28 protein-coding genes are annotated in these 25,483 nt (G+C 61.3%); 7 read left to right on the forward strand and 21 right to left on the reverse strand.

Translation table 11 applies throughout. From position 1 onward, the window contains the following. Positions 1 to 94: 94 nt before the first annotated feature. Both ACEN84_RS28430 and ACEN84_RS28435 read right to left on the reverse strand, forming a co-directional pair. Positions 95 to 877, reverse strand: coding sequence for a hypothetical protein (locus ACEN84_RS28430; protein ID WP_413711397.1), 783 nt, complete (start codon positions 875 to 877; stop codon positions 95 to 97). Between the two features lie 14 nt (positions 878 to 891). After that, the gene (locus tag ACEN84_RS28435) at positions 892 to 1,155 is read right to left on the reverse strand and encodes a hypothetical protein (protein ID WP_413711398.1); all 264 of its coding nucleotides are present in this window, start codon (positions 1,153 to 1,155) and stop codon (positions 892 to 894) included. Between the two features lie 196 nt (positions 1,156 to 1,351). Between ACEN84_RS28435 and ACEN84_RS28440 the strand changes: the two genes are divergently transcribed. From ACEN84_RS28440 to ACEN84_RS28450, 3 genes are all read left to right on the forward strand, one after another. Continuing rightward, on the forward strand, positions 1,352 to 2,029 hold the full coding sequence (locus ACEN84_RS28440) for a winged helix-turn-helix domain-containing protein (RefSeq protein ID WP_130281187.1): 678 nt from the start codon (positions 1,352 to 1,354) through the stop codon (positions 2,027 to 2,029). Next, positions 2,016 to 3,383 carry an ATP-binding protein gene (locus tag ACEN84_RS28445; protein ID WP_413711399.1) on the forward strand — a complete coding sequence of 456 codons (1,368 nt, stop codon included), beginning with the start codon at positions 2,016 to 2,018 and terminating at the stop codon, positions 3,381 to 3,383. Before ACEN84_RS28440 ends, ACEN84_RS28445 begins: the two co-directional genes overlap by 14 nt. Positions 3,384 to 3,480: 97 nt before the next feature. Further along, a complete protein-coding gene (locus ACEN84_RS28450; protein ID WP_413712509.1) occupies positions 3,481 to 4,050 on the forward strand; it encodes a dual specificity protein phosphatase family protein in 570 nt (189 codons plus the stop codon). 47 nt (positions 4,051 to 4,097) lie between these two features. Here the strand turns inward: ACEN84_RS28450 and ACEN84_RS28455 are convergent, their stop codons facing one another. Further along, complete coding sequence (locus tag ACEN84_RS28455) at positions 4,098 to 4,907, reverse strand: glycosyltransferase family 25 protein (RefSeq protein WP_413711400.1); 810 nt, start codon at positions 4,905 to 4,907, stop codon at positions 4,098 to 4,100. A gap of 194 nt (positions 4,908 to 5,101) precedes the next feature. Here ACEN84_RS28455 and ACEN84_RS28460 point away from each other — a divergent pair, with 194 nt between their 5' ends. Continuing rightward, the gene (locus ACEN84_RS28460) at positions 5,102 to 5,461 is read left to right on the forward strand and encodes a PepSY domain-containing protein (RefSeq protein WP_413711401.1); all 360 of its coding nucleotides are present in this window, start codon (positions 5,102 to 5,104) and stop codon (positions 5,459 to 5,461) included. Between the two features lie 65 nt (positions 5,462 to 5,526). Continuing rightward, positions 5,527 to 5,829, forward strand: a complete 303-nt coding sequence (locus ACEN84_RS28465) for a hypothetical protein (protein ID WP_203430862.1) — start codon at positions 5,527 to 5,529, stop codon at positions 5,827 to 5,829. 70 nt (positions 5,830 to 5,899) lie between these two features. On the opposite strand, the gene ACEN84_RS28470 is transcribed toward ACEN84_RS28465, so the two are convergent. From ACEN84_RS28470 to ACEN84_RS28510, 9 genes are all read right to left on the reverse strand, one after another. After that, the gene (locus tag ACEN84_RS28470; RefSeq protein WP_203430863.1) at positions 5,900 to 6,121 is read right to left on the reverse strand and encodes a hypothetical protein; all 222 of its coding nucleotides are present in this window, start codon (positions 6,119 to 6,121) and stop codon (positions 5,900 to 5,902) included. Beyond that, positions 6,118 to 6,870 carry a COG4280 domain-containing protein gene (locus ACEN84_RS28475; RefSeq protein ID WP_413711402.1) on the reverse strand — a complete coding sequence of 251 codons (753 nt, stop codon included), beginning with the start codon at positions 6,868 to 6,870 and terminating at the stop codon, positions 6,118 to 6,120. Before ACEN84_RS28475 ends, ACEN84_RS28470 begins: the two co-directional genes overlap by 4 nt. Before the next feature lie 213 nt (positions 6,871 to 7,083). Continuing rightward, a complete protein-coding gene (locus ACEN84_RS28480; RefSeq protein WP_413711403.1) occupies positions 7,084 to 8,079 on the reverse strand; it encodes a Gfo/Idh/MocA family protein in 996 nt (331 codons plus the stop codon). Then, entirely contained in the window at positions 8,076 to 8,957 is an 882-nt protein-coding gene (locus ACEN84_RS28485) for a sugar phosphate isomerase/epimerase family protein (RefSeq protein WP_112717857.1), read from the reverse strand. The genes ACEN84_RS28480 and ACEN84_RS28485 overlap by 4 nt, the downstream gene beginning before the upstream one ends. A 61-nt stretch (positions 8,958 to 9,018) precedes the next feature. Continuing rightward, positions 9,019 to 9,852 (reverse strand): carbohydrate ABC transporter permease, encoded by an 834-nt coding sequence (locus ACEN84_RS28490; protein ID WP_413711404.1) that lies wholly within the window; start codon positions 9,850 to 9,852, stop codon positions 9,019 to 9,021. Then, the gene (locus ACEN84_RS28495; protein ID WP_413711405.1) at positions 9,849 to 10,772 is read right to left on the reverse strand and encodes a carbohydrate ABC transporter permease; all 924 of its coding nucleotides are present in this window, start codon (positions 10,770 to 10,772) and stop codon (positions 9,849 to 9,851) included. The genes ACEN84_RS28490 and ACEN84_RS28495 overlap by 4 nt, the downstream gene beginning before the upstream one ends. Positions 10,773 to 10,836: 64 nt before the next feature. Beyond that, positions 10,837 to 12,039, reverse strand: coding sequence for an ABC transporter substrate-binding protein (locus tag ACEN84_RS28500; protein WP_413711406.1), 1,203 nt, complete (start codon positions 12,037 to 12,039; stop codon positions 10,837 to 10,839). A 23-nt stretch (positions 12,040 to 12,062) separates the two neighbouring features. Then, a complete protein-coding gene (locus ACEN84_RS28505; protein WP_413711407.1) occupies positions 12,063 to 13,046 on the reverse strand; it encodes an alpha/beta hydrolase in 984 nt (327 codons plus the stop codon). Further along, the gene (locus ACEN84_RS28510; protein ID WP_112717847.1) at positions 13,043 to 13,720 is read right to left on the reverse strand and encodes a GntR family transcriptional regulator; all 678 of its coding nucleotides are present in this window, start codon (positions 13,718 to 13,720) and stop codon (positions 13,043 to 13,045) included. The genes ACEN84_RS28505 and ACEN84_RS28510 overlap by 4 nt, the downstream gene beginning before the upstream one ends. Before the next feature lie 59 nt (positions 13,721 to 13,779). Here ACEN84_RS28510 and ACEN84_RS28515 point away from each other — a divergent pair, with 59 nt between their 5' ends. Then, a complete protein-coding gene (locus ACEN84_RS28515; protein ID WP_413712510.1) occupies positions 13,780 to 14,892 on the forward strand; it encodes an ABC transporter ATP-binding protein in 1,113 nt (370 codons plus the stop codon). A 125-nt stretch (positions 14,893 to 15,017) separates the two neighbouring features. Here ACEN84_RS28515 and ACEN84_RS28520 read toward each other — a convergent pair whose 3' ends face one another. Genes ACEN84_RS28520 through ACEN84_RS28560 form a run of 9 tightly spaced genes read right to left on the reverse strand, consistent with a single transcriptional unit; the run spans position 15,018 to position 24,400 of the window. Further along, on the reverse strand, positions 15,018 to 15,905 hold the full coding sequence (locus tag ACEN84_RS28520) for an intradiol ring-cleavage dioxygenase (RefSeq protein WP_413711408.1): 888 nt from the start codon (positions 15,903 to 15,905) through the stop codon (positions 15,018 to 15,020). A 7-nt stretch (positions 15,906 to 15,912) separates the two neighbouring features. Then, positions 15,913 to 17,667: an FAD-dependent oxidoreductase gene (locus ACEN84_RS28525; protein WP_413711409.1), complete on the reverse strand. Its 1,755-nt coding sequence runs from the start codon at positions 17,665 to 17,667 to the stop codon at positions 15,913 to 15,915. After that, positions 17,660 to 18,775 carry a branched-chain amino acid ABC transporter permease gene (locus tag ACEN84_RS28530; RefSeq protein WP_413711410.1) on the reverse strand — a complete coding sequence of 372 codons (1,116 nt, stop codon included), beginning with the start codon at positions 18,773 to 18,775 and terminating at the stop codon, positions 17,660 to 17,662. Before ACEN84_RS28530 ends, ACEN84_RS28525 begins: the two co-directional genes overlap by 8 nt. A gap of 8 nt (positions 18,776 to 18,783) precedes the next feature. After that, the gene (locus ACEN84_RS28535; RefSeq protein ID WP_413711411.1) at positions 18,784 to 19,647 is read right to left on the reverse strand and encodes a branched-chain amino acid ABC transporter permease; all 864 of its coding nucleotides are present in this window, start codon (positions 19,645 to 19,647) and stop codon (positions 18,784 to 18,786) included. Next, positions 19,634 to 20,356, reverse strand: coding sequence for an ABC transporter ATP-binding protein (locus ACEN84_RS28540; protein WP_413711412.1), 723 nt, complete (start codon positions 20,354 to 20,356; stop codon positions 19,634 to 19,636). The genes ACEN84_RS28535 and ACEN84_RS28540 overlap by 14 nt, the downstream gene beginning before the upstream one ends. Continuing rightward, positions 20,356 to 21,075, reverse strand: a complete 720-nt coding sequence (locus ACEN84_RS28545; RefSeq protein ID WP_413711413.1) for an ABC transporter ATP-binding protein — start codon at positions 21,073 to 21,075, stop codon at positions 20,356 to 20,358. Before ACEN84_RS28545 ends, ACEN84_RS28540 begins: the two co-directional genes overlap by 1 nt. 53 nt (positions 21,076 to 21,128) lie before the next feature. After that, positions 21,129 to 22,409, reverse strand: coding sequence for an ABC transporter substrate-binding protein (locus tag ACEN84_RS28550; protein WP_413711414.1), 1,281 nt, complete (start codon positions 22,407 to 22,409; stop codon positions 21,129 to 21,131). A 57-nt stretch (positions 22,410 to 22,466) separates the two neighbouring features. Beyond that, positions 22,467 to 23,528: a maleylacetate reductase gene (locus ACEN84_RS28555; RefSeq protein WP_413711415.1), complete on the reverse strand. Its 1,062-nt coding sequence runs from the start codon at positions 23,526 to 23,528 to the stop codon at positions 22,467 to 22,469. Further along, the gene (locus tag ACEN84_RS28560; protein ID WP_130281141.1) at positions 23,525 to 24,400 is read right to left on the reverse strand and encodes a dioxygenase; all 876 of its coding nucleotides are present in this window, start codon (positions 24,398 to 24,400) and stop codon (positions 23,525 to 23,527) included. Before ACEN84_RS28560 ends, ACEN84_RS28555 begins: the two co-directional genes overlap by 4 nt. A 95-nt stretch (positions 24,401 to 24,495) precedes the next feature. On the opposite strand from ACEN84_RS28560, the gene ACEN84_RS28565 reads away from it, so the two are divergent. After that, complete coding sequence (locus ACEN84_RS28565) at positions 24,496 to 25,446, forward strand: LysR family transcriptional regulator (protein WP_112717827.1); 951 nt, start codon at positions 24,496 to 24,498, stop codon at positions 25,444 to 25,446. Positions 25,447 to 25,483 lie beyond the last annotated feature (37 nt).

Consider the following 25,483-nt stretch of genomic DNA (forward strand, 5'->3'; position numbering starts at 1 on the left):
AGGCTCCAACCTCCCATTTGCGCCAAGACTTCCTCGAAGCCGAGCGGATCGGCCTGGAGCCGAGATCGCGCCCGGTACGAAGGCTGCCTCTCGTTCAGCGGGAAAGCCCGGTTGTTTCACGCTGATCCTGGTTGGCCGTCATGTAGATGACGATCAGGATTATCGCTCCAAGAAAAGCGAAGCTTGTGTAGATCGTCCCGAAACCAAGGCCACCATATTCACTCGGCTGCGATAGCAGATCGCCGAACGAAGCGCCGAGCGGGCGGGTGAAGATATATGCCAGCCAGAACGCCGCGATGCCGTTCACCTTGACGATGAAGTACGCCGCAGCAATCGCCACGATCAGTGCCAGAAAGATCAATGCGGTCGCCAGATACCCGAAGTCGAACTTCTCGGCCACCAGATCGCCCGCGGCCGTTCCGAGCGCGAATGTGAACAGGATTGCCAGCCAATAGAAGCCTTCGCGGCGGTTGGTGAAGATCGTGTGGATCGAAAGCGTTCGCTCCGCCAGATACCATCCGAGGAACGTAGCGCCGAGCGCGACCGTGAAGAAGATCGTCGATGCCTCCAGCGAAACGCCGAAATTGTCCGTGAGGTTGTCGGTCACCAGCGTCCCGACGACGCTGATAAGAACCACGGCGGCCCAGTAGGCGGCAGGCACATAGCGCTTCTGTGCAAATTGTGCTCCGACTACGACGACGAGCACGATGGTCATGATGATGGACGTCAGCGTCAGGCCGAGGCCGAGATTGACGGCCAGATAGTCGGCTGCGGTCTCTCCCATGGTGACCGCCATGAGTTTGATGAGCCAGAAATCGACGGTCACCTCGGGCACGCGATTTTCCGGCCCGGCAAGTTGCTGGTTTGCCATGGTCATGGTCTATCCTCCGCTCACTTGCCGATGATCTGCATGGCTTCGTTGAGGAACTTGTCCGCGCGCGCGTCGTCGTCGGTATTGCACCTTTCGACCGCCTTGGTCTCGAGTTCCTCGACCTTTTTCATGTCGGCGCCTGAAAGCTTTGCGGACGCTTTCGCAGCACGCATGTCCTTCAGCATGTCTTCGCAAGGTACGGCAGCCTGAACGGGCACGGCGATTGCGATGAGCCCGAGAGCCACGACGGAGTTCAAAGCGACGGCGGCTACAATTGTCTTCATGATTTTGGTCCTCTCGCTGGAGCGGTTTTGATGCAGCAGGATTGCAGCGAGGGGGACGATATTGACCGGGACATACAAGCGCCTTGCCGGAACCATACCATTTGGTAAGGCCGCGACTTTACGAAACCGTATGTTGTAGGATGCGCATCATCGCGGTTACATTTTCGCTCGAACATCAATCTGGTGAAAACCTCAAATGCGCCTTCTCCTGGTCGAGGACGATCGCAAGACGTCGGAATACGTGGCCAAGGGCTTCGCAGAGGCAGGGCATGTCTGCGATGTCCTCGCCGATGGACGCGACGGGCTCTTCCAGGCTCAGCGCGAAGCCTATGACGTGATCGTCGTCGACCGGATGCTGCCCGGCCTCGACGGCCTGTCGCTCGTCCGGTCTCTGCGCGCAGCCCGCGTCGGCACCCCTGCCCTGTTCCTGACCTCCATCGGCGGCGTCGACGATCGCGTCGAGGGACTAGAGGCAGGCGGCGATGACTATCTGGTCAAGCCATTTGCATTCTCCGAGCTGCTTGCGCGGGTAAACGCGCTCGCCCGGCGCCCGCCGGTTCAGGAGCAGAAGACAGTTCTGAGGGTCGCAGATCTCGAACTGGATCTGATCCGCCGCGAGGCCCGCCGCGCCGGTCAGGCGATTGAGCTTCAGCCGCGGGAATTCACCCTCCTGGAAGTGTTGATGCGCGGCGAAGGACGGGTGCTGACCAAGACCATGCTGCTCGAACGCGTCTGGGATTTTCATTTCGATCCCAAGACCAGCGTGGTCGAGACCCATGTCAGCCGGCTGCGCGCCAAGATCGACAAGCCGTTCCAGACGCAGCTCCTCCATACGGTGAGGAACACCGGATACAGCCTGCATGCGCCTCGCTAGCCTGCGCCGTAGCACGCCCTTCAGACTGGCCATGACCTTTGGGGTGCTGTTCATCCTGACGTTCGTCGTCAGCGGCGCTGTCATGTATCACATGCTGCGCACAGGCCTCGCGCATGAGATGGATGCGTCTCTTCAGGAGATGAACTCTGTCATTGCGTCGACCTATGCGCCCGATGACATGGAAGATCTGATCGCGACGCTGAACAGCTACGTCAATCTGCAGACGACCAAGGACGGGCTCTATTCGCTTGTCGATGCGAGGGGGAACAGGCTCGCGGGCAACTTCACAGCGATCAGGATGCCGCCGGGCGTCTACACCATCAATCCGGAAGACATCGGCCTGCCCGGTTCCGGCAGGTTCAGGATCCAAGTCACCGAACTTGGACCGAACCGCCTGGTGGTCGGAGAGAGTTTCTCCGACATGGACGACCTCTTGAAGATCGTGCTGGTGAGCCTTGGCTGGGCGGCCCTGCTGGTTGTCGTCGCGGCGCTGGGCGGCGGCATCTTTCTGGCAGCCAGAGCCCAACACCGCCTTGATGCGGTCGCCCGCACGATGCTCGACGTTTCCAACGGACGGCTCGAGAGCCGGATTCCGCTCAAGGGAAAAAGCGATGACCTCGATCTCGTGGCGATGCAGATCAACAGCGCTCTCGACCGCCTTTCGGGCTTGGTCGAGGGGATGCGCCAGGTCAGTGCCGATATCGCCCATGAACTCAAGACGCCGCTCAATCGCCTGAAGATGACGCTCGGCGATGCGATTGAGGGTGCCGCCAGCGGTCGCGATGTCGGCTCGCTTTTGGCCGATGCGCGCGCCGAAAGCGACCAGATCAACGCGACTTTCGAGGCCCTGCTGCGCATCTCGCAGATCGAAGCCGGCGCGCGCCGGCAGCGCTTCCAGAAAGTCGACCTTGCCGGGATCCTGACCTTCGTCGAGGAGGTCTATGCCAGCGTGGCCGAAGACAATGGCCAGGTGCTCGAGTTGCTCCCCTCGCCTTCGGCCGAGATTATGGGTGACAGAGAACTCCTCACCCAGATGGTGGTCAATCTCGTCGAGAATGCCATCACCCATTGTCCCGAAGGGACACGGATCGGCATGGCTTTGCTCCGAGCCGACGGTGAGACGGTTCTTCGCGTGGTCGATAACGGAGCGGGTATCCCTTCGGACGAACGAGACAATGTGTTCAGGCGCCTCTACCGCATGGACAAGAGCCGAACGACATCAGGAAGCGGACTTGGCCTCACCCTCGTAAGGGCCATTGCGGATCTACATTTTGCGCATATCGAGCTTGACGACAATCGCCCGGGACTGGCCGTTGCCGTGTCGTTTCCAGATCCGCCGCCATCGGCCGGATAGAAGGTTGCTGGCCCCTCGGCAGTCACAAATCTGACATTCAGGTGGCCGTCAGGAAATCACATCATCTGCTTCGCAACACGCCATGCTGCGAGACACGATGAAGAACCACGCCAAGCTATCCATTGCCGTCGGAACCGTTCTCTCCATCGGGGGAGCTCTCGGCGGCTATGCTGCATACCTGCAGGCCGTTGGAAATTTCCATACTGTCATCCAGGGGCAGCTTTACCGTTCTGCGCAGCCGACCCCGGCGCAGCTCGACGCCTATGTCAAAGATCACGGCATCAAAACGATCATCAATCTGCGTGGTGAAAAGCAGAATGCCACCTGGTACCAGGCGGAAATCAGAACCGCCGCCGAACTCGGCGTCGAGCATATCGATTTTGCAATGTCGGCCTCCCGGAAGCTGACACCGGACCGCGCCGACGAGATCGTGGCGATCATGGCGGCAGCGCCCAAGCCGATCCTTGTCCACTGCCAGTCGGGATCCGACCGCACCGGGCTCGTCTCGGCGATCTATACCGACAGGATCGCTGGTGAAGGTGAGGACAGAGCCGAGAGGCAACTATCCTTCTACTATGGCCACGTCGCGCTCCCCTTGATTTCGGCTGCCTGGCCGATGGATGCAAGCTGGGAAGATCTCGAAGCGCATTTCGAGCGCAAGGGCTGACCAGCGGATCGCTTTCCGGATGAAAGCGCCAGCAAAGCGCGGCCCTTTCAGCGTCCCGGCCAAAGATTGCGGAAAAGAAGGCTCGAGCGCGCGATAAAACGCGACACCTCATAAAACGCCCGCCACGGCAAGACGGTCAGGTAGTGGCGAGCGGGCAGCTTGAAGCGCTTGAGACCGTTCTGGATCAGTGAGCCGCGTTCCGCGCTCTGGCGTATCGGCTGCGGATCGACGAACAGGCCCCGCAGGCCAGAAAGATGCTCGAGATCGAAGGCCAGATCATAGGGCAGCCGCATCGGAACGAGTTCGTCGACGATCCATCTCGCCGCCTTGCGATTGATGAGATAGGCACCGGATCCCTTTTCCCTCGTCAAAGACACGGCAAGCCTACGGCAGCGGGTGAGGCGCTGAAGTTTGAACTTCTTTCCTTGATTGACGGTCGACAGCCGGAGGATGTCCCATTTCCGCTGTTCGTCGAGCGCGGCACCGAGCACCTCCACGATATCCTCCTCGAATATCAGGTCGTCCTCGAGGATCAGTGCGTGTCCGGCGTCCGACTGGAGCATTCGCCGCGCACATTCGGCGTGGCTGAGAAAGCAGCCGATCTCGTAGGGATTCGGCATGCGCCCGTGACGCAGGCGATATCCCGCCTCGTCGAAACCTGGCACCGGAAACGCAAGGTCGCGGCCGTCGATTGCAGAGACGCGTTCGAACTCCAGTCCCTTGGTGTGGATCCGCGCTTCCATCCGCAGACGCCGCTCCGGCGAGCGATCCAGGTTGATCAGATAGACTGAAAGCCTAGCGTTAAGTGTGGCGCTCAGGTCGCCGCGGTCTGCCGTGGCGGCGGTGTGCATGTTCATGGGAAGCCTCGAAGTGCAATGATCAGGCCCGAACGTTGCGCTTCGAATTTCACCGGCTGCTGACCGCAGCCATACGGATTTGTAAGGTCAGGGCACTCGGTCTTACCGATCCGTAAAGTTCGGGACAGGAAACCCCAAACTTAACGTTGCAGCCTCCTCACCGGCCCAATAACGGGCACTAGAAGGAGAAGAAAATGAACCGTTATCGCTCATTCAAAACCGCCATGGCGGCGATGATTGCTGCTGGCGCCATCGGGTTTGCCGTCCCGACGCCCGGCCAGGCAGCCGACCAGCAGAACGGCAAGGACGATCGCGCCGAATATTCCAAACTGTCGACGGCGAAGATCAGCCTCTCCCAGGCCATTGATGCTGCGGAAAAGAAGTTCGGCGGTAAGGCCGTCAACGCCGCGCTCGACAACGAGCAGGCGAACGCTGCCTTCGAGGTCGAACTCATGACGGCCAACGGCTCTCAGACCGTTGCAGTCGATGGCATCAGCGGCGCGGCGACCGCCGCGCCCGACCAGCAGGACAACGGCGGCGAAGACGTCGAATAACTCCCCTCCTTGCGGCTGCGGGGCGATGGCACCGTGGCCGCTCATCAGCTTGCCCGGACCCCGCAATGACACTTCCCATGTTTCCGCTACTCCTCGAAATCCACTATCGATGCGCCGATAGCCCCGACAACCAGTGGATCGTTCTGGACGCGGCGTTCGCCGAGGCTGAGTTGGAGCTTCTGCAGACCGGCATCGAACAAGGTTTCATCGCGTGCGATACCAAGACCGATGTCGCCGATTACTACCGGCTATCCCTCACCGAGCGGGCCAGAAGGCAATTTGGTCTTCCGAAGCCAGCTGTTCAAACCGGTCTCCTGCGCCAGCTGGCACGTCGTCTCTTTGCGCGATCTGACAAGCTTGGAGGCTGACGCTATTGCCCTTGAGGCGTGCGGCGCTCAGCATGCAGAGGCGCCATTCGTCCGACTTGCCTTTCGAGACCTATCGCATGCCGGCTTTGCGCGCAGCGCGCCAAAGGCTTTCCAACAAGATCAGGATGCAGCCGATCAGGAGGATGACCCCACCTGCTAGAGCATCGAGATGAGCATACTTGACGGCCGCGGTGATGATGAGGATGAGACCGAGCGCCAAGATGGCAAGGGCGCCGTCGTCGACGAACATGCCGGCGACTTCCTCGAAGGCGATCTTGAAAAGGTGCTTCATCGCACAGCCCTTTCGTCCGCGATGCGATGCTGGCGAAGGCCTTTCACGGCGAGCCAGGAGAAAGCAGCAAGCGCAGCAAAGATCGGGATCAGCGACAGATCGGCACCGGGCCACCGAGCGCCGATCCCCTCTCCGGTCCAGAAGATGCCGAAGGCGCTGATAAGCAGGCCAACGACAAACTTCAGGCTGTTTTCCGGAACCGACGACAACGGCTTATGGACGAACAGCCCGACGATCAGGACCAGAATACAGGCTGCGGCAGCGCCGATGCTGGCATACCCCATCATTCCCTGCCCTGCTCCGGTGGCGATCACGATGAAGACGACCTCGATGCCTTCAAGCAGGACAGCCTTGAAGGCGGCAATACCTGCAAGCAGATTGGCTCGCTGGTCGGCCGAGTGCCGGCGAAGGCTCTCGCTCTCCTTTGCAAAGGCCTTTTCCTCGTCATGACGCGCAATGTAGCCGGAGGCTCGAAGAATAGCTTTGCGGAGCCAGCGCAGGCCGAAAAGGATCAGAAGCGTGCCAATGGTAAACTGCAGCGCCTCGATCGGGATGAGGCCGAGTAACGGCCCCAGAGTTATCGTCAAAAGGCCGAGGACGACAAGGGCAGCACCGCTCCCGATGAACGCCGGTTTCCAACTCTGCGTCACACCGACGGCCAGAATTATCGTGAATGCTTCGACCACCTCGACCAGCGAGCCGAGGAATGCAGCACTGATCGTTGAGGCAATGCTTGTGAGGGATGTCATTTCAACTTCTGCCTGGTGTAATCTCGAAGACCGGCGTCTGCACTTCGGCGCTGCCGATGCGCGCTACAGCGCACCTATTCACGAAGGCTGACGATCACCTGAACGCGCTCGCAATGAGCGCCGCGACGGGCGCTGTTTGTCTCCAGCCGATCAGTTTGATCCCTCAGCAAACGCCGACGCCGGCAAACTCGATCCTCCTTTGAGGGCCTGAACTCACAAATCGAGCTCTCTGCGCAGCGTCTCCAGCCGCTCCATCGCGACCACTCCGTCCGTAATGCTGGGTGCCGGAGTTGATGCACCGGCGAGTGCAGGAACGACGTCTGCCAGCAGTGAGTGGTAGCCTTTCGGGTCCTCATTTGCGGCGGCCGTAAAATTCGGCTTCCATGTCAGCGTGTCGCTATCGTCCTTGAGCGTCGCAGCCAGATCGTCGATCTTGAATGGAGGATTTCTGTGCCATTTGATCTCGATCACGTCGTCGACCTCGATGCGCTGGTGATCGCTCATCAGCTCGATACGCTCCACCGGCGTTCCGCGGGACTGAATGGTTCCCATCGCGATGTTGCCGATCGCGCCGCATTCGAATTCGAAGCCGACATGGAAGAGTACGCGGCCAGGCGTCTTCTCGACCTTGCGGGCCGAGATCGTCCGTACGGGCGACACCAGGAATGACACGAGGTCCATATAGTGGACGCAGTGGTGCAGGAAGAAGCCGGTGTAATCGACGTTCCCGGCAAAATATCCGGGCGCCGTCATATAATAGCCGGTCAGCCCCATAACCTCGCCGAAACGGCCGGACCTGACGATGTTCGCGGCCATCCGGTTGCCGATCGAGTATCGCTTCATGAACCCCAGCAGCAGCGGCTTCTTCGCCTTCTCGGAGGCGGCCAGCAGTTCGCGTGCGCCCGCAGCACTTCCGGATGGCGGCTTCTCCATGAAGACCGGCAGGCCCCGCTCAAGCGCCGCCTTGCCGAAGGCCAGATGCTGGTCCGGGCCGACCGCCATGCCGATGGCGTCGAGGCCAGGCGTGCGCAGCAGATCTTCGACATCAGTCACGAGATTGGTGACGCCGAACTGGCGGCCAGCGCTCTTCAGGCGCGCGCCATCGATATCGCACAGTCCGATCAGCTGGACGTCATGACGGACGAGCTGCGGGAGAAGCATTTGGGTTGCGTGGATGCCGCAACCGATCCAACCGATTTTCATAGTCATCGACGATATTCCGTAAGCAGGAGATGGGATTTCATGAAGGCGCTCGATGCCGAGAGGCGATCGCTCTCGTCCTCGTGCGGCGCGCGCCACTGGGCAAAGGGCACGCCGAAGCGGTCGTCGGTGCGCCGGAAAGGCTCGAGCGATATCGGGCCGGTATAGCCAACCTCGTGCAGCGCCCGGCAGACTTCGACCCAGTCGGTCATGCCGGTGCCGGGGAAGCCGCGATGATTTTCGTTCGCCTGGAAATGCACGATACGATCGCCACCGAGCCGGATAGCCTCGGCCAGAGAGCTCTCCTCCATGTGCATGTGGAACGTGTCCAGCATCAGCTTCACGGCAGGATGATCGACAGCGTCGAGCAGTTCCATCGCCTGCTGCGTCGTGCAAAGGACGTCGCTTTCGAACCGGTTGAGCGGCTCGACCGCCAGGGTAACGCCGGCATTTCGGGCATACTCCCCTGCTTCCTTCAAACCTCTGACGCAGCGATCCTTGCGCGCCAGCCGCTCGGTTTCGTCGACAGGCTGCGGCGGCCGGCCGGCGAAGACCAGCGGGTTGCCGGTCAGCGGGCCGCCGACGATCTTGGCTCCCAGCCCCGCGGCGCAATCGACCGTGTATTTGAGATATTCGACACCGGACCGATGAGCCTGGATCTCGGCCGATGCGAGATTGCGCTGAAGGTTGACGCGGGCTGCGAGCACCACGCCGAGCCCGGCATCATCAAGAGCCTTGCGTGTCTCCTTGATGTCGAGCTCACCGACCTCAGGAACGAGAAGCTCAACGAAATCAAACCCGTGTTCCCGCATCTTCGCAAACAGCGGAAAGTGCTCGGCTGTAAAGGGCCGCGCATATTGCATCGAAATCAACCCGATCGGGTTCATCTGCCATTCCTTTTTAAGAGCGAGGTTCGAACTGCCGAACCCGATTGAAAATCGATAGACGTCAGCCTTTGACCGCCCCCTGGGTCAGCCCGCCGATGAGGCGCCGTTGCACGAGAAGGAAGAGGATGGTCGCCGGCATGGCGCCGACGACGGCACCCGCCGCGAGCAGACCCCATTCGATCTGGTATTCTCCGATCAGGGTCTGGATCGCCACGGTGACGGGGCGCACGTTGCGGCCGCCGAGCGTCAGGGCGTAGAGATATTCGTTCCAGGCGGTGATGAAGATATAGATACCGGTCGAGATGATCCCCGGCATGGTCAGCGGCAACACCACCTTCCGCAACGCGGTCAGCCGCGAGGCGCCATCCGTCATCGCCGCTTCGTCGAGGCTCTTCGGGATCGCCCCGATGTAGCTCGTCAGCATCCAGACGGCAAAAGGAATGGCGACGGTCGCGTTGGCGAGGATCAGGCCAAGATGCGTGTCCAGGATTCCGAACTTTCTCATCAGCACGAATAGCGGAAGAATGAGGAGCACGATCGGGAACATGTTGATCAGCAGGAACTGGAGCATCAACAGTTTCCGGCCCGGAAAGCGAAACCGCGAAAAGGCATAGGCTGCGGTAACCGAGACGATCAGGCCGACGACGACGGTCCCGCCGGCGATGATCAGGCTGTCCATCATGTTCTTCAGAAACGACGTCTGCTCGAAAAGCCTGACGTAGTTGTCGGCACTCCATCCGGCCGGCGAAAGCGACACTCCGCTGGCGTTGAGCGCCGCGGTAGGTGTCAGGGACGTCAGGATCATCCAGGCGAAGGGTGCCATCGCGAAGATCACCAGCAACGCGACCGGCAGGTCGGTCGTCAGGATACGCCGAAGGGTTCCGGGCTTTTTCACTTCTGCACCTCCCGCATCGTCCGGGCCAGATAGACGGCGACGAACGCCCCGAGGAAAATGGTGAAGGTCACGGCGATCGACGTTCCGTAGCCGAAATCAAGATTCTGGCGCGCCTTGATGAAGGCATAGAGAGGCAGCGTATACGTCGCGTAGCCCGGGCCGCCGCCGGTCATGACGAAGATCACGTCCATCGAATTGGCAACCCAGATCACCCGGAGCAGCCCGGCAGTCGCCAGAACCGGCGCGATACCGGGCAAGGTGATGTGCAGGAACTGACGCCAGGGCGACGCACCGTCTATTGACGCCGCCTCGTATTGGCTTTTCGGAATGCCCTGCAGGCCGGCGAGGATCATCACCGCGAAGAATGGAAATCCCTGCCAGGTCAGAGTGGCGATGATCGCGTAGATCGCAACATTGGGGTCGGCAAGCCACGGAACCGCTGCCTTGACGATCGAGAGATAGATCAGGATGTCGTTGAGAACGCCGGTATTCGGATCGTAGATCCAGCGCCACATGAGCGCGATGACGACACTCGGCAGAGCCCAGGGAATGATGATCAAAGCGCGCGCGAGACCACGCCACGGAAATTCGCGATTGAGCAGCAGCGCCGTCAACAGGCCGAGCCCCATCTGCAGCGGCACCGTCAGACCGATCCAGATGATCGTGTTCCAGAGCGCCGCCCAGAAGACCGCGTCGTTGAACAGCTTCACATAGTTTCCGAAGCCGACGAAGTTGCTGGCATTCGGCCTGAAGAGCACGAGATCGTAGAAGCTCGTCCACACCGCCTGGATCATCGGCATGAAGACGATGACGATCGTGACGAAGACGGCCGGCGCCAGGAGCATGTAGGGAAGGATGCGTTCCGAACGCCATTGAATTCGGCTTCGGCGCATCGGGGTAGAGGTCGTCGATAAAGACATGATCGGCTCCGGGGACGAACTGCGGTGGACGGCCCCGGAATAAACCGGAGCCGTCGCCCATGGACTACTCGGCAAAAAGCGTCTGCAACTGTTCCATCATCTGCTTTGCAGTGATCTGTCCGGTGAGAGCCTGCTGCATGTTCGTCTGCCACGCCGTGTTGACGAACTCGGTCACGGCCGACGTCTGCGGCAGTACCTTGGCGAAGGGCAGCGACTGCACCGTTGCATCGACAAAGCGGCGCTCATGCAGTTTCCAGTTCGCCGAACCACTCTTGGTCACGGTCATCTGGCCGGTCGCACTGTTGAACGCCACATTGTTTTCGCCCTCGGCGAGGAAGGAGATCCACTTCCATGCCGCATCCTTCACGGCCGATGACGAGAAGATCGCCAGGGATTCGTCGCCATAGGATGTCCACTGCCCCTTGCCGCACTTCGGCACCGGCACGGCCGATACCTTGTCACCCAGCGCCGCCACGAGATCCTTGGAGGAGCCGATGTGATGGATGGTCATTGCCGTCTTCCCGGATTTGAAGGCGGCGATGATTTCCTGGAAGCCGTCGTTCGGTGCCGAGGGCGGAATGACCTTGTCCTTCTGGAAGAGATCGACAAGCCACTGGTTGGCAGCGATCGCTTCCGGGGTCGTCAGACCGCCCGGCTTCAGCTCGGCGCCCTGCGACATGACGAACGAGCCCCACTGGTCCCATCCACCCTTACCGCCACGCAGCCCGAAGCCGTAGGTATCCGGTGCCTTCGTCAGCTTGATCGCGTCGTCCCTGAACTCCTCGCAGGTGGTCGGCGGCTTCAGGCCTGCGGCCTGAAAGAGATCCGTGCGATAATAGAGATAGAGAACGACATACTGGATCGGCAGGTAATACTGCTGGCCGTCAGGTCCCTTGTTCAGCTCGAGCAGGTTGTCGAGCAGATCGGCCTTGCCCTTCCAGGCGTCGATCCGATCGCCGAGCGGCTCCAGCGCGCCCATTTCGACGAGCCGCGGCTGTGCGAACAGCTTCACCATCGCGGCGTCAGGCGCGTTGCCGCCCACGATAGAGGTGTAGAGATTGTCGTAATAGCTGTTCCACGGAACGTTTTCCGCTTCGATCTTGATATCCGGGTTTGCCGTTTCGAACTTCTTCACCAGGTCCGACATCGGGTTGGCGGGATTGTCGAAATGGTACCAGAAGCGGACGGTCTCCGCCGCCATGGCCTGACTAAAGGCGGCCGAAGCTGCCAGGGCGGCGCCGAGCGCCAAAGTCTTCAGAATTTTCATGCCTTCCTCCTCTTATTTTAACGCTAAAGGCGGCCGGTCAGCCGCCTTGCTGCATTGCCCGCCGCATGAAGCGCCTCCCGCGCCGCGGCAAGTTCACGAGTGTTCTGCAAGAACCCGTGCATGACGCCCGGGACGACTTGCAGTTCGTCGTCACGGCCGAGCGCCCGAAGGCGCCGGCCAAGCTCAAGTGTGTCGGAGAGCAGCGGATCGACGGCCGCCGCCATGAGATAAAGCGGAGGCAAAGACGCCAAGGCGGCATCGTCAGCCATCAGCGGGCAAGCCAGGGGATTGCCGTCAATCGCCTGCTCGCCGGCATAAAAGCTCCAGTAGCGCTGCATTTTCGGCCGCGTCAGGCCTGGACCATTCTCGAACCGGATATAGGATGGGGTCTCGAACGACCGGGCGTAGTTTCCATAGAACAACAGGGCGCCATCGGCCTTGGCTCCGCCGGCTGCCTGCTCGTGAAGCATCGCGGCCAATGCGAGGTTCGCCCCGGCCGAGTCACCCGAGATCAGAACTGGCCCGCTCCTGACGCCTGCCTCCTTCGTCGCGGCAAAGACGCTTCGCAGCGCCGAGACGACATCCTTGAGCCCGGCAGGAAACGGATCTTCCGGCGCCAGCCGGTAATCCGGCAGAACAACAGGCATTCCGCTCTCGACAGCAAGCACCCGTGCGCAACGCTCGTGCGTCTCGGGTGAACAGAAGGCAAAGCCGCCACCGTGGATGAAAAGAATGACACCGGGGCGAGCGTCTTGCGGCACCAGCACCTTGAGACGGGTCCGCGCCGCGCCTAGGGCGGCGTCTTCGTCCACCCAGACATCGCCAGCGAAATCCATTGCAGGCATCTCGGTGTTGCATCGCGCGTTGGCGGCGAGCGATTGAGCGCGCCCTTCAGCGGGCGGCAGCGTCGTCGGATCGGGCAGAGCACCGAGTTCGCGATAGACCGCTTCGATCAAGGCGATCGATTCCTCGGACAGTTCTCCCGACATATCCACGGACGCGCTCACTGCGTCGCCTCCGGAAACACCTCGGGACCAAGATCGACGATCGTCGCGATGTGATGCTGCATCGCCTTGGTGGCGCGAAGCGCATCGCCGCTTTCGATGCAGTCGATGATGCTGCGATGGCGCCCTGCCGTTGCCTCGAGATCTCTGGCTGCCGGGCTGCGGGAAATCTTGAAGCGGTGATTGTGAACGAGGCAGCGATGCAAGATCGGGTCGAGGGCCGGAAGGTTTGCATCTTCGAAAATACGGCGATGGAAATCTCTGTCGAAGGCGGCAAGCTCCAGTTCATCACCGGCCTTTGCGGCCGACATCATCTTGTCGAACAGCTCATTCAGATCCCGGATCAACGTCCGGCTTGGCGCCCGCATCACGCGCGCCATGCCGTTTCCTTCGATCTGCTGGCGAAGGCGAAACATTTCGATCGCCTCGTCTTCGGTGCATTCCGAGACCTGCGTGCCCCGCCGCCCCTTTCGCAACACGAGACCTTCTTCCTGAAGCTGCAGCAGCGCTTCGCGAACGGTGCCCTGGCTGCATTGGAAGTGCGCGGCCAGATCCAGTTCGGTGAGCCCTGTGCCGGGCTCCAGCACGCCGAGCATGATGTCGCGCTTCAGAGCATCGAAGGCCGCCCCCGCCTTTGCGGGCCTGCTCGCTGTCTGCCTGGGAGGAAAATATGCCATGTGCCGGTCCGAACGGTTGCCAATCCAATCAAGTATCATTATCGATATTGATCTCGATAATGAGCGTCAAGTCAGAAATTTCGATCTGGGAGGAACATGTGGCCGGAATCGAACTGAAAAGAATCCAGAAGTCGTACGGCTCACTGAAGGTCATTCACGACATCGACGTGGACATCAGAAGCGGAGAATTCCTTGTGCTGGTCGGGCCATCCGGCTGCGGGAAATCCACGCTACTGCGGATGATCGCCGGCTTGGAGGAGATATCCGGAGGCGACCTGATCATCGATGGCGCACGCGTGAACGCGCTGGCGCCGGCCGAGCGGAATATCGCCATGGTGTTCCAGGACTACGCGCTCTATCCGCATATGACGGTCCGCGAAAACATGTCCTTCGGCCTGAAAATGCGGGGCGAAAAGGACGATCAGATATCGGGTCGGGTAGGACAGGCAGCCGATGTGCTGAAGATCGCCGATTATCTCGAGCGGCGTCCTGGCCAACTCTCCGGAGGGCAGCGCCAGCGCGTTGCCATGGGCCGGGCGATCGTCAGGGAGCCCGCCGCGTTTCTGTTCGACGAGCCGCTATCCAACCTCGACGCAGCGCTTCGTGTCGAAATGCGGCTCGAAATCGCAAAGCTGCACAACCGCATGAAAGCAACGACCGTCTATGTCACGCATGACCAGGTCGAGGCGATGACACTGGCGGATCGCATCGTCGTCATGAACGGCGGGGTCGTCGAGCAGATCGGCCGGCCGCTCGATCTCTACCACAAGCCCTCCAGCCTGTTCGTCGCCCGCTTCATCGGCAGCCCGACCATGAATACGATACCTGCGACGCTCACAGCCGACAGCGCCGGCATCCAGATCCTCGGCCGGCATCTGCCGCTTCAGACTCCCATTGCGTCGGGCGCCTCGACCCGGGACATCGTGCTCGGCGTTCGGCCCGAAGATCTCACCCAATGTTCCGCGGATGCCGCTTGGTTCAGCGGCGAGCTTATGGTTGCCGAGCGACTGGGCAGCCAGACTTACGGCTACGTCGAAATTGGCCACTCGAAAATGTTGAGCGTCGAATTTCCGAGAAACAGCGACCTGACTGTCGGCGACACGATGCATTTCCGCTGCACAAGCGGGAACATTCATCTCTTCGATGCGAGCAGCGGCAGGAGATTGTCCTGATCGGATGCGTGAAGGGATGGCAATCAACCCACGGCCGCAGAAAGGTCAACCAGGATCGCCGGAGGCAACTTGTTGGCCAAATGGTTGAAATTTGCGCCAGATGAACAGCCTCAACCACCCAGCCACTAGCGGCCGGCATCTCGCGCCAAGACGAAATCGTGCTCGACATCCCAGAATTTGTCGGCGAACTCGAGTACCCTGGCCCTGCCGGCGTCCTCCCTCAACCGAAACTCCGCCAGCAGGCTTTCCTTGACTCCGAACACTGCGTCCGAGTGGATGTAGGGATCGTCAGGGTCGAAGATGTGAGTGGTAAGAGTTTCGAAGCCATCGGCTTTGATGATGTAGTGCAGATGCGCCGGACGGTAGGGATGGCGGCCGAGTTGAGCGAGCAGCTGTCCCACGGGTCCGTCATCCGGAATCGGGTAGAATTTCGGCTTCACGGCGCGGAACCAGTAGTGACCATCAGCGCCCGTGCGGAAGATGCCCCGGAGATTGAAGTCCGGCTGGATGCCCTTCTGCTGGACGTCGTAGAAACCCTCGTCATTCGCCTGCCAGACGTCGATCACGGCATTCTCGATCGGCTTTCCATCGGTGTCGAGGATACGGCCGCTGATGACCATGTCCTCGCCCTTCTGATCGAGGCAGATATTGGCGCCCATCGGTAGTTCCGGTGCGTCAGCGACATGGAAAGGCCCGAGCACGGTGCTTTCCGAAGCGCCTGAAGGCTTGCGGTTGTTGATGGCGTCCACCAGCATCGAAACGCCGAGCACGTCCGACAGCAGGATGAACTCCTGGCGCCAGTCGGTGCAGGTGTGGCCAGTGCGGGTGAGGAACATGATCGCCTCCATCCACTCGTCCTGCGTCGGCTCCAGTTCCTTGACCGCCTCGTGCAGCTTGCGCGTCACGACCTCCATCACCTGCTTCAGCCGCTCGCTCTTGGCGTTGACGTTCCGGCTGGTGACCACCTCGACCGAGCTTGCCTCGGTGAAATATCCCTTTTCGTCGCTGCTCATTTCTGCCTCACCGGTCCAGAACGGTCTTGAGAACGCGGCGCAATTCGCCTTCGGCATCGGGTACCGCTGCCTCGGCGCGCCACGCGACATGGTGATCGGGGCGAACCAGAAGCGCGCCGGCATCACGGATTTCCCGGGCCCGCGCCCAATCGCCGGTCAGATCTTGCCAGACCTGCCGCGGTCCGATCTTGTGTAGGTTGATCTGGATACCGAATTCTTTGGCAACGGCCTTTGCCGCAGCCTGCCATCCGTCCCCGCCGATGCCGGTCAGGATGGTAAACACCCCATGCCCCGTCAGGTCGAGGCTCGATATCTTCTCGCCGTTCTGGCCGAACAGCCAGACATGCGGCAGGCGGGCGCCCGGCCAGGATGTCGGCTGGAAATGAAGCTCGGCGTCCTTCTCGAATTTCGGTTCGGGCTGATCGTCCTTGACGACGGCATTCGATGCATAGCGGTGGTTCATTTCGACGCCATGCGCATCAAATTCATAGACCTTGGAGGCGATCGCTTCGCGGATGGCGGCGCGCTGGCGCTCGGCGTCGTCAGTGTCGTTGCAGCGTGCGTCCATATTCTGCTGCATCTTGACCGGATCGACGGAATCCAGAAGGCCGAGGGATTTGAAGATCGGGCCGAATTCCTCGATCGACTTGTTGGCGCGCGTGACGATCTGCTTGGCAACAGGCGCCCGCTCGGCCTGATAGCTGTCGAGCAGCCCTGCTCCCGCCTGCCCCTTGAGCACCATCGCAAGCTTCCAGGCAAGGTTGAAACCGTCCTGGATCGAGGTGTTGGACCCTAGCCCGTTCGACGGCGGATGGCGGTGCACGGCATCGCCCATGCAGAAGACCCTGCCCTTCGACAGCGTCGTCGCGTACATGTTGTTGACCGTCCAGGTCGAGACCGATTTGATCTTCGGGGCGAGATCGGGAACGCCGACGAGTTCGCGCACCACCTTGGTTGCGAATGCGTCATCGACCTGTGGCGCCGGCTGGTTGATGTCGTAGCCCCAGACGATCAGCCATTCGTTCCAGGGCCGAACCATGCGCACGAGGCCCATGCCGATGCCGCCGACATCGGCGCCCGGCTGCAGCACCCAGTAGAGAACCGACGGACGATGCGCGACATAGCGCGAAAGGTCGGCCTCGAAGAGGATGTTCATCGAACCGGCAACACCCATCTTGCCCTCGAAGGTCAAGCCGGCATGCTCCGCAACCTTGGAATTGCCGCCATCGGCGCCGATCAGAAATTTGGAACGGATCGTCAGTTCCTTGCCGGTCAGGCGGTCGAGGCAGGTGGTCGTGACGCCCTCCCCGTCCTGAACATGGCTCAGATATTCCGTCGACATGCGCGACTGGGCACCGCGCGAACATGCCGTCTTGAAGAGCAGCGGCTCCATATAGGTCTGCGGCAGGTCGTTCATGCGCCCTGGCGAGGTCAGGATGTGCTCGGCCTGTGACAGCGGGTGGTTGCCCCAGCTCTGCATGCGGCCGATCTCCTCGCCCGCGACCGCCGTACAGAAGACGTTCTGGCCCATCAGCTCCTGCTCGGTCGCAAAGAGATAGGCCTCGTCCTCCAAGTCACGGCCGAGATCGCGCAGGACCTCCATTGTCCGCTGGTTGGTGATATGCGCGCGCGGCGTGGTCGCCAGCCAGCGATAGCGGTTGATGACGAGCGGCTCGACACCGTAGGTCGCAAGCAAAGCGGCCGTTGCAGAACCCGCAGGCCCGGTTCCGATGATCAAGACGTCGGTGGTTATATCAGCCATTCGGCCCTCCCATTGTGTCGAATGATGCAGGTCCGCCCTTCAGCAGGCGGCGGACCGGAAATAGCTCCCAGCCGGTACGCCGGGAAATGAGCCCCCAGAGCCCCTGGGGTGCGAAAAGCATGGTGACAATCGCCAGTGCTCCGAGCGCCAGCAGATACCAGGAGCCGTAGCTCGAGAAGGCATTCTGCAGTGTAAAGAAGACGACAACGCCGAGAAGCGGCCCCTCGATCGTGCCGATGCCGCCGATCACGACGATGAAGACGACGTAGGCCGTCCAGTCGGTCAGCGAGAAGGCCGCGTCCGGGGATATCCGTGCTTTCTGAAGATAGATCAGAGCGCCGACCATGCCTGTGACGAATGCGGTCAGCAGATAGATCGCCGACTTCAACCGGAGCGCATCGACACCGAGCGCACGGGCAGCAGTTTCGTTGTCGCGGACTGCGGCAAGGCCAAGCCCGTGCTTGCTGCGCAACAGCTTGTAGATCAGCGTGATGGTGGCGACGGCGAGCGCCAGTGCCAGCCAATAGGCGAGCGCATCTGCGGCCGCGGCGGGCCGCATGCCGAACCAGTCGCCGAGGGCGGAAAGTCCCAGCATATCGCGTGTGGCATCGCGCGGCAGCGAGGTGCCGGTTCCACCGCCAAGCGCTTTCCACTGCGCAAGCAGCAACCGCCCGACTTCGGCAATCACCCAGGTTCCGATCGCAAAATAGGGACCGTAGAGGCGGAAGGAGAAGAAGGCGGTCGGAATGGCAACGAGTGCTGCCAGCAGGCCGGCAAGCGGGATGGCGATCAGGGGATCGACGTCCGCCAGGATGACTAGGCCGAACAGGGCGTAGGCGCCGCATCCGACGAAGAGCTGTTGCCCGACCGAAATGAGACCCGCATAGCCGGCCAGCAAATTCCAGCTCTGCGCAAGCGCCAGCATCGTCAGGATGAAGAAGAGGTCCTGGACAACACCGCGCGATACGGCAAAAGGCGCAGCCGCCATTAGCACGACCACGGCGATGGCTGCGATGGAAAAGAGGCCGGACAGCTTCGTCCGCGTCTCGATCCTCCATGCACCCTTTGCGTTGATGTCATCCGTCATCGTATTGAAACCTGTCGTCATGACGCGCCTCAATCCACGGCTCTCGGGAAGAGGCCGCGTGGCCGGAAGAGAAGCACGAGAAGGAAGGCGATATGGCCGGAAAGGATCTGCCATTCGGGATTGATAGAGGCGCCGACCGTCTGCGCCACGCCGAGGATGACGCCGCCCGCCAGCGTTCCCCAAAGCGATCCGAGACCGCCGATGATCACCGCTTCGAACGCGTAGATGAGCCGGGACGGGCCGGAGGTCGGGTCGAAATTGGCGCGTGTGCCGAGATAGAGCGCAGCGACGGTGACGATCATCATCGCGAGACCGGTGGCGATCGCGAAGATCGAGTTCGGCCGGATCCCCATCAGGCGTGCGGTGACGACGTCATCGGAGGTCGCCCGGAAGGCCCGTCCGAGAGCCGTGCGGTAGATCAGCTGATTGAGCGCCACGATGACGGCGACGGCCGAGGCGAAGGTCAGCAGCGGCATGAGGCCGGCGTTTATTCCGGCAAGCTGGATCGACGCGGTTTCGAGCGCGCCGGCCGAAACACGCTTGCTGTCGGCAGTGAATGTTTCCAGAAGCCCGTTTTGGATAACGATCGAGAGACCGAAAGTGACGAGCAGCGGCGGCAGGATATCCTTGCCCAGCGTACGGTTCAGCAGATGATATTGCAGCAGCCAGCCGAGCCCGAACATCAGCGGAGCGGCAATGACCGCCGCCAGGAACGGATCGAGCCCCAGCGTCGAGACGATCAGCAGGATCAGAAAGGCGGCCAGCACGATCAGATCGCCATGGGCGAGATTGACGAGGCGCATAATGCCGAAGACCAGGCTGAGGCCGGCGGCAAACAGCGCATAGAGGCCGCCGAGCAGCACGCCTTGCAGGAGCGTATCAAGCCAGTTCATGGATACCAGCTCCAAAATAGGCGGCGTGGATAGCGGCCCGGTCGAGTTCCGCGGGGCGTCCGGTGAGAGTGATGCGGCCCTCCATCATGCAGTAGACACGGTCGGCGACCTTCAGCGCCTGCGCGATATCCTGCTCGACGATGACGATCGCCGCGCCCGATGCGCGGATCTTCGAGAAGGCGCCGTAGATGTCCTTGATGACGACAGGCGCAAGACCGAGGCTGAGCTCGTCGCAAAGCAGCACTTCCGGATTTGACATCAAGGCACGGCCGATCGCCACCATCTGCTGCTGCCCACCGGAAAGCGCAGTTGCCGGATTACGCCTTCTCTCCTTCAGGATCGGGAAAAGCGCATAGATCGTTTCCAGCGACCAATAGCCGGGCGCCCTTTTGCAATAGCTGCCGATCTGCAGATTTTCCTCAACGCTCAGGGATGAAAACAACTTGCGGCCCTCGGGCACCAAGGCGATCCCGCGGCGGACGACATCGGCGGCATCGAGTGCACCGATCGGCTGCCCGCGATGATGGATCATCGCCGGCGCATTGGAAATCACGCCTGCAATCGAGCGCATCAAAGTCGATTTTCCGGCACCATTGGCGCCGATCACCGCAATGGTCTCGCCGGCCTGGAGTTCGAGATCGACGCCGAAGATCGCCTGGAAATCGCCGTAGAAAGCGGTAAGGCCTCGGGTTTCAAGAAGGTTCGCCATCACACCTCCATTCCGAGATAGATCTCGCGCACTTCGCGGGACGCCATAATCGCGTCGGGTTCACCGATACCGATCACCCGGCCGAAATTGAGGACCAGCAGACGCTCGGCGACTGCCGTCAGCGCGTGCAGAACATGTTCGATCCAGATGATCGTCACGCCGCGGCCATGGACCCGCTTGATCGTTGCGACCAGCTGCTGGCACTCACCCTCCGTCAGGCCACCGGCAATCTCGTCGAGCAACAGAAGCTTCGGCTTGGTGGCAAGCGCCCGGGCAAGCTCAAGACGTTTACGCTCCAGAAGCGTCAGCGACGCCGCAAGCGCGTTGGCCTTTCCGATCAAGCCTGTTTCCACGAGAATATCGGCGCAAAATGCCGCCACGTCGCCCTCGCTGGCCCGCGAGCCGAAGGCGCCAGCGACGAGCAGATTTTCATAGACGGTGAGCCTCTCGAAAGGCTGCGGGATCTGGAAGGTGCGGCCCATGCCTGCAAGGCAACGCTGCATGGGCGGAACGGTTGTCACATCCTTTCCGTCAAAGACGATCGACCCTGAGGCTACCGGAAGGTTGCCGTTGATCAGGTTGAACAGCGTCGATTTCCCGGCGCCGTTCGGCCCGATGACGCCGAGCGCCTCGCCCTCTTTCACCGAGAATCCGATGTCTTCGGCAACGACGAGCGCGCCGAAGGACTTCGAGACATCTTTGAGTTCCAGTATGGACATCGATCACCTCCACTCGCCCCCAGCCGGCAGATCGGCCAGGTGGGTCGAGCCAGTTACGCCAGCGCTTCGAGCTTGCCGCCGAGCGGCACGTTGGGCGAAAGGCTGTTCTCGACGACGACCAGTTCGTAGCCGCCACCGGATTTGAGACGCCACTGGCCGCCGACAAGCGGTGTCTTCGCGACGTTCTTCTGCGCAAAGGGCGGAAGCTTGTCGCTGCCCCAAGCGACTGGACCGACAATCGTATCGAGCTTGGTTTCGCCGATCGCCTTGGCAACGGCATCGCCGTCAGCGGTATCTTCAGCCCGCTTCATGACGTCGACTGCGAGCTCGAACAGCGCATGTGCGAAGCCGATCGGCTGCGTCCACGGCCGGCCGGTCGCCTTGGTAAAGGTGTCTGCAACGGCAGCAGCGCTATCGCCCGTCAGCGATGACTTGAACGGATGGCTCGGCGTCCACCAGACTTCGGTCGACAGGTTGTGACCCGCGTCACCCAGCGCTTCCACGGTCTGCGGGAAAAGCAGCGCCTTGCCGATCGAGGCGATCTTCGGCTTGAGGCCCTGCTGCTTTGCCTGGTTCCAGAATGTCGTCAGATCCGGCGGGATCATGACGCCGGTCAGGATATCGGTATTCGCCTGCTTGAAGGCGTTGATCTGCGCCGAGAAGTCGTCGGTCAGGTTCTGGTAGCGGCCGGTATCCGTCAGGCCGTAGCCCAGTTTTTCGAGAACCGGCGGGAAGCCTACAACCTTGTCGCCCCAGGCGTTGCCGTCTCCATCATTGGGGAAGAGGCCGCCGATCTTCTTGTTTGTCTCGATCTGTCCCCACATGCCGGTAAAGACGGCAATGATATCCTCGAGGCCCCAGAAGAAGTGATAGGCATAGTCGAACGGCTTCCATGATGCCGGGTCGCCTGGATTGCCTTGCTGGCCGATGAACCATGGCTGCCAGGGCGCGACGGTCGAGATGCAGGGCATCTGCTCGCCTTCGCAGGTTGTCGAAACCGGGTTGGTGGTCTCCGGCGTCGACGAGACCAGCATCAGGTTGATCTCGTCGTTGACGATCAGCTCCTTGGCAACCTCGGCTGCACGGTTCGGGTTGGACTGGCTGTCCTTGACGACGACCTCGTAGTTCAGCCCCTGCTTCTTCGTCGTCGCCAGAAAGGCGTCGATGACGAACTTGTCTGCTTCGCCGAAGGCCGCAAGCGGCCCTGTCTGTGGGCTGACATAGCCGAGCTTGATCGCCTTGTCCTGAGCGATGGCCGGTGCTGCTAGCCCCGACGTCGCGATGATCGCACCGCCGGCTGCCGTCGTCTTCAGAAAATCGCGTCTCGTAAACATGTGACCTCCCATAGTCCCCTCTCCTCCCAAAGAGCGCGCTCCACTGCGCGATAAAATTCACTCGGCTGGCCGGCGGCCCTCCCAGGCATTCTGCAAAAGCTGTCTGATGGAACCGCGATCGATTGGCTGCGGGTTCCAATAGGGGTTCTCGACCGCGATCCCCGCCGCCTTGTCGAGATCGGCCTCCGTCAGACCTAAATCCCGCAGCGAGAGCGGCGCACCGATGGATTTGGCGAAATCCCAGAGCCCGCCGCCGACGGACCCGCCGAAAATCTCGGCAACGGGGGCAAGCTCATTGGCCGCCGCCTTCGCATTGAAGCCCGCGGTATGCGGCAGCATGATCGCATGCGTCTCGGCATGCGGCGTATCGAAGGAGCCACCGAGCGTGTGGCAGATCTTGTGATGCAGCGCCATCCCGACTGCCCCGAGCACGGTTCCGCACAACCATGCGCCATAGAGAGCGTCGCTGCGCGCCTGCGCATTTCCGGGCGCCTTGACGATTTCAGGGAGACTGCGCGCAAAGGCTCGCAATCCCTCGACCGCCATCAGACTGGAGATCGGGTTGCGATCCTGCGCATAGAGGCCCTCGACAGCATGTGCCATCGCGTTCAGGCCGCTCGTGACACTCATCGCAACCGGCAATCCATGCGTCAGCAGCGGATCGTAGATCACCACTTCCGGCAGGATTTTCGCGTCCTTCACCGTGGTCTTCCGGCCGCCTTCGGTCTGGCCGAGAATGGATGTGACCTCGGACCCGGCATAGGTCGTGGGGACGACGATCTGCAGAAGGTCGCTCCGATATGCGATTGCCTTGCCGAGACCGGTGGTCGAACCACCGCCGAGCGAGACGACGCAGTCAGCGCGCGTCTCCGCCACAACTTTCATCGCCGCCTCGGTCACCTCGATCGGCGTATGCATGACGGCGCCGGCGAAGACACCGCAGGCGAGATCACCGATATCATGGGCGAGCGCCTCGGCATCCGGCTTCTGATGCGGAGTGGAGAGAACCAGCGCACGCGTCGCGCCCCACTTCATGATCCAATGCCGCACGCTGTCCCGGCTTCCGTCTCCGAAGACGATGCGGGCGGGGCTGCCTGCATAGGAAAACCTCGTGCTCATGCCGCTCTCCCCGGCTTGGAACGCACCATCACGAATGTCAGCGCGACGGCCTTTCCCCTCCGGCCATCGATATCGGCCGGATCGAAACTATGAACGAGCTCGGGACGAACACCGAAAAGCGCATCTTCCGCCAGCAACGGATCGCTCGCGTCATAAACATGCGTCGTGATCGTCTCGAAGCCTTCGGCGCGGATCACGAAGTGGAGGTTGGCAGGCCGATGCAGTGGAAACCCCGCCGCCGACAGCAAGCGGCCGACAGGGCCATCTCCCGGCACGCCGTAACCCGAGGGCACGACGGAGCGATAGGCAACCCGTCCGTCGCTGCCGGTGCGAAACAGTCCGCGAAGGTTATGTTCGGGCTGCAGGTCCGGCTGCTGGTTTTCGTAAAAACCTTGGTCATTCGCCTGCCAGGTGACGACCGCCGCGCCTGGGATCGGCAAGCCATCGAGATCCTCGACACGAACCGAGACGGCCAAGGGCTCGCCGATGCCGTCAAGCGATATCGAGGCTCCGGCCCGGCGCTCCGGCGCATCGTCGCGGAAAAAGGGGCCGCGAATTGTATTGGGCGTCGCCCCTTTCGGCCTGCGGGAATTGATTGCTTCGACAAGCGCCGAAGCGCCCGTCAGATCCGACAGCAGCACCCACTCCTGGCGGCGCTCGTCGGAGGCGTGTCCGACATCCGTCAGGAACGCGATGACCTTGCGCCAGTCTTCCTGCGTCGGCCTGAATTGCTTGATGAGGTCGTGGACATGGGCAACGGCGGCGGCGAGCAGCTGCGCGATGTCAGCATCTTTCTGACCGGCCAGCCGCTCGGCAAACACCTCTGACGATGTCGCCTCGCTGAAGGTCAGCGTCGGAATATGGCCCGCCATGCTTTTCCTCCTCATCGCCTGTGGGTGAAGAGAACATTAACAGCGCTTCCTGGGCCGGTTGATGATTTTGTTGCCGATCATTATAACAGATCGTTATGAAGATAGATGAAAGACACCTGATCCAGCTTGCGGCAGTCGTGAAAACCGGAGGCGTTACGGAGGGGGCAGCGCTGCTGGGCCTGGCGCAGTCGGCGGTATCGAGAACGCTCTCGATGCTCGAAAAGCGCGTCGGCGAGCCCCTGTTCATCAAGGGCCGGCGCCCGTTGCAGCCAACGGCCTTTGGCCTGGCGCTGGCCGAGCACGGCTTCGTCATGCTTGCCGCATCCCGCAAGGCCTCAGACCTCGTGGAAAGCTTCCGGATCGGCAATAGCGGCGTCGTTCGGGTTGGCGGCACGCCCTTCTTCATGGACTCTCTGATCGCCGGGCTTTGCGCCGAGTTCCAGGCCACCCATCCCGATGTCCGCATCGATCAGAGCTACGGCTATTTCCCGGATTTGCGCGCCGGATTGAAGGCCGACCAGATCGACATCGCCATCTGCCCGATCGATATTCTCGATGAAGGTTCAGGGCTGGAATTCCAGCAGATTCTGCCCGGCCGCAACGTCATCGCCTGCGGTCTCACGCATCCCCTGCTTCTGAAGAGAAAACTGCAGCCGAGCCAGCTTCTGAGCTATCCTTGGGTCGCGCCGCCTCCGGGCAGCCCGCTGCTTGCCGACCTCCGCGCCCTGCTCCTGTCCTTCGGCGGCACCGAAATCAAGGTGCGCTACTCCGGTGGCTCCTTGATGGGCGTCATCAACTATCTCAAAGCCTCGGATGCGCTGACTGTCATGCCGCACAGTGTCGTCTTCGCCCAGCGCAAGGAAAGATCGATCACCGCGCTGCCGATCAACATCCCGCATCCGGAACGCGCACTTGCCATCCTCAAGCGCGTCGATGCCCCGCGCACACCGGCCGTCGAACAATTCGCCACCTATATCCGCTCCGGCTTCCAGACGCTTCGCCACCTGATCAAGCGGCACGAGGAGGCTGTCATCTGGGGGCAATAGCAACGGGAAATTTGATCGCGTCAACTAGACGCCGCAT

Source organism: Rhizobium sp. Rhizsp82, from assembly GCF_047325115.1.
Taxonomy (GTDB): domain Bacteria; phylum Pseudomonadota; class Alphaproteobacteria; order Rhizobiales; family Rhizobiaceae; genus Rhizobium.